This is a genomic window from Mycobacterium kyorinense (assembly GCF_001672775.1).
Taxonomy (GTDB): domain Bacteria; phylum Actinomycetota; class Actinomycetes; order Mycobacteriales; family Mycobacteriaceae; genus Mycobacterium; species Mycobacterium kyorinense_A.
The window spans coordinates 1-3,044 of sequence record NZ_LZKJ01000129.1 but is presented as its reverse complement, the minus strand read 5'-3'; the positions used below and the strand labels follow the sequence as shown (position 1 = coordinate 3,044).

At 61.0% G+C, this 3,044-nt stretch carries 4 protein-coding genes and 1 pseudogene; 2 read left to right on the top strand and 3 right to left on the bottom strand.

All coding sequences use genetic code 11. From position 1 onward, the window contains the following. Positions 1-204 (top strand): annotated as a pseudogene (locus A5707_RS24520) (hypothetical protein); the annotation flags it as partial. 208 nt (positions 205-412) lie between these two features. Here the strand turns inward: A5707_RS24520 and A5707_RS14125 are convergent. Next, entirely contained in the window at positions 413-742 is a 330-nt protein-coding gene (locus A5707_RS14125) for a hypothetical protein (RefSeq protein ID WP_065015093.1), read from the bottom strand. Positions 743-1,087: 345 nt separating this feature from the next. On the opposite strand from A5707_RS14125, the gene A5707_RS14120 reads away from it, so the two are divergent. Further along, the gene (locus A5707_RS14120) at positions 1,088-1,378 is read left to right on the top strand and encodes a CDGP domain-containing protein (RefSeq protein WP_065015094.1); all 291 of its coding nucleotides are present in this window, start codon (positions 1,088-1,090) and stop codon (positions 1,376-1,378) included. A gap of 89 nt (positions 1,379-1,467) precedes the next feature. Here A5707_RS14120 and A5707_RS14115 read toward each other — a convergent pair whose 3' ends face one another. Together A5707_RS14115 and A5707_RS14110 are read right to left on the bottom strand one after the other, a co-directional pair. After that, complete coding sequence (locus A5707_RS14115) at positions 1,468-1,764, bottom strand: PH domain-containing protein (RefSeq protein WP_269455151.1); 297 nt, start codon at positions 1,762-1,764, stop codon at positions 1,468-1,470. Between the two features lie 194 nt (positions 1,765-1,958). After that, a partial coding sequence (locus tag A5707_RS14110) for a cytochrome P450 (protein WP_065015092.1) occupies positions 1,959-3,044 on the bottom strand: 1,086 nt, incomplete at its 5' end.

Below are 3,044 nucleotides of genomic sequence, written 5' to 3'. Positions count from 1 at the left end.
CCCCAGCCGACATCCACCCGCACCGATCGGTGCGGCGATCGCGGCGCAATGATGCCCCAGCGGAAACGGACCCGCGCGCAAAACCGCGCGGCCTACATCCGCGCCGAACGCAAACGCAACCGAGAAGTACGCCAAGCCCGCCACGCCGCCCAACTCGGCCCGGCACCACCTGCGAGTGACGAGGATGAGCCTCCGCCATTCTAGTTGGGAGGCCACCGATCTCACGAGCTTCGCCCAACTCGGTATAGCCTGGCATGCTGCGCGACCAGCATTAGCGTCGTGTCGGACCTGAAACGTTAGTGCCGCGCCCACAAACCGCCGAAGTTGTTGTTCCGGCGCCGACGACGGTTCGGTTCGCTTAGCGTGAGCTACCGCTTCCATCGTTCATGAATGACGGAGGACAGCCCAGCTCTCATGCGACCGCGTCGGATTGCTCTTCTTGCTCCTGGATGTACTGCGCCACCTGTTCGATATCGGGATATAAGGCCGGGCAGTAGGTTTTCACTTGCTCGAGCTCAATACCCACTGCGGTCTTTGTGGCGATCCCGTAGTACTCGGCGATCGCTTGCGCGATCGAGGTGATTACGCCCTCGTCGTGGGCGGGCTCGCCGTTCAGGTCTTCACTCAGGACTGAACAGGTGGCCTGCTCGCTGTCTCCTACCGGATCACTCGGGTCAGCGCTTGCATTTGGCGCCGCCAAAGCAGTCGTGACTGCGATCAGCGCGCTAATGCGGAGAAACACGTTCGACCTCCCTCGTAGTGACGTTGCTCGAACAGTTGGCAGCGTATGCCGCCGCAAGCTTGATCACTTGTGAATGACGAATAATTAGTCAGCCCGCAAAGGGTTGGCATCTTGCTACGTCAAATGCATTCGTGGAATTGCGGAGGAACTGCTTGGCGATGCCCACCAGGCCGGCGTTGAACTGTGGGCTTCATCAATCGCCTCTGCCAGGTACGGCCTCCGCGTCGAAGAAATCATGGGTTTGCGTCGGACCACGATCCTCAAAGGCAGCAAGAACCAATTTCATAAGCGGTAGCGTCAATGGTTGCTGGCTGGGCTGTCGACGGCGACGGACGGGAGACAACCATGAAGCGGTGCATCGTCGGAGGACTGATCGTCCTGCTGATGGCCACAGGGCTGATCGGCGCAGCGCCGCCGGTCACCGCCGGCTGCCAGTACGGCGGACCGGTTATCAGTAAGTGCGACGGGCCCGTTCAGCCTGATGGCACCTGGGAGCGTTGCGTGGCCGTTGCCCAACTGAGCTATCGCGGCGCCAGTTCCTTCCTGGTGCCCGACAGGCGCTGCGATGTGATGGGTCCCGAGCAGCACCCTGGCGATCTCGGCTTCGCCGACCCACCGACGCACATCGACGATTGAGCCGAGAACCTTCGGGAAACAGAAGATCCTGAGCCAGGTTTCAGAGGCGTCACAGTGGAATGTAGTTACGCCAATCTGGCACAAGTTCTTTAGAGGACATGCCTACCGATGAGCTGCCCGATAGTACGAATGTCGACCTGACCTTTGAAATCCAGACGAACCTTTCCAAGGCCTGAGAACCACAATTCGAGTTCGGCGTCGAGATCGAAGCGTCCGGCGGTCTCGATGCTCCATGCTTGGATCTTGCTGTAGGGCAGCGACGAGTAGTCGCGCTTCTTTCCGGTTAAACCTTGGACGTTCACCGTGATGAGGCGCTTGTTGGTGAAAACCACTGAGTCGCGTACGCCCTTGAAGCTTAGTTGAACCACCTCGCCGTCGACGAGGATAGGTGTCAGCTAAGCGGCGATCGCTTTTGGATCGCTCGGTCCGAGTCTCGCTAACAGGCCACCACTTTGGAAGTCAATCATTCCAGCAGCCTAGCGAGAGCGATTCGGCCCGCCGCCAACCAGGCATGGGCCCCTAGGGACGCGAACCTCTCATATCGGAACCCGCACCGCTCTTCACGGCAGGTGGTGAACCTTCACAGCACCTGCACCGGGACGTGTGACCAGCCGGCAACGTTTTGCATGCTGACGCGTTTACAGCCCTCCCAGCGGATTTCGTAGCGGGGCATGAAGTCCAGCAGCTTCTCCAGCGCGATCCGGCTTTCCATGCGGGCCAACGCCGCGCCAAGGCAACTGTGGATCCCGTACCCAAGACCAAGGTGCTGCGCCTCGGTCTGGTCGCGATCGATGTCGAACGTGTCCGCGTCGGTGAAGGCGTCGGGATCCCGGTTCGCTGCGGCGCCGATCAAGAACACCGGCTTGCCGGCAGGAATCGTGCCACCGCTGACGTGTGCCTCTTTGAGCGTGTAGCGGACGTTGTATTGGACCGGCCCTTCGTACCGCAACAGTTCTTCGACCGCCGCGGGGACCTTGCTGCGGTCATCAAGCAGCTTCTGCCATTGGTCCGGGTTGCGGGCGAAGATGACCGCCGCGTTGCCAACCAGCTTGGTCACAGTTTCGGCGCCGGCGCCGCCCAAAAGCACGGCGAAACCCGTGATTTCGATATCGTCGAGCTTGCGCATTTGACCGTCATCGCCCGGGATTTCGGCGGCGATGAGCCGGCTGATCATGTCCTCCTGCGGCTCCTCGCGCCGCTGCTGGATCAGGCTGAAGTAATACATTGCGCTGTCGAGGTTGGCCTGCATCCCAGCTTCGCTCCACCCGACCTGTCCCGGTTCACGGTGCAGGCTGGTGTCGATCCAGTGGCGCACTTGCTGCCGGAATTCCTCCGGCACTCCGGCCATGCTGGTGATGACCTCGACGGGGAATGGGCCGGAGAAGTCCTGCACAACATCGAACTGGTCCGGGTTGGCCGCGCTCAGGTACTTCTCGACCAGCTCTAGGACGGTCTCCTTTTGGGATTGGATGGCCCGTGGCGTGAACGCCTTGTTGAGCAGGCTGCGCATGTGGCGATGGTCGGGCGGATCCATGAAGATGATCGATTTCTGGGGCACCTCGCCCGAACGCACCATCGCCAAATCGCAACCGCGGGCCGACGAGTAGGTCTCGAAATCCTTGAATGCGGCCGCCACGTCTTCGTGGCGGGTCAGCGCGTAGAAGTC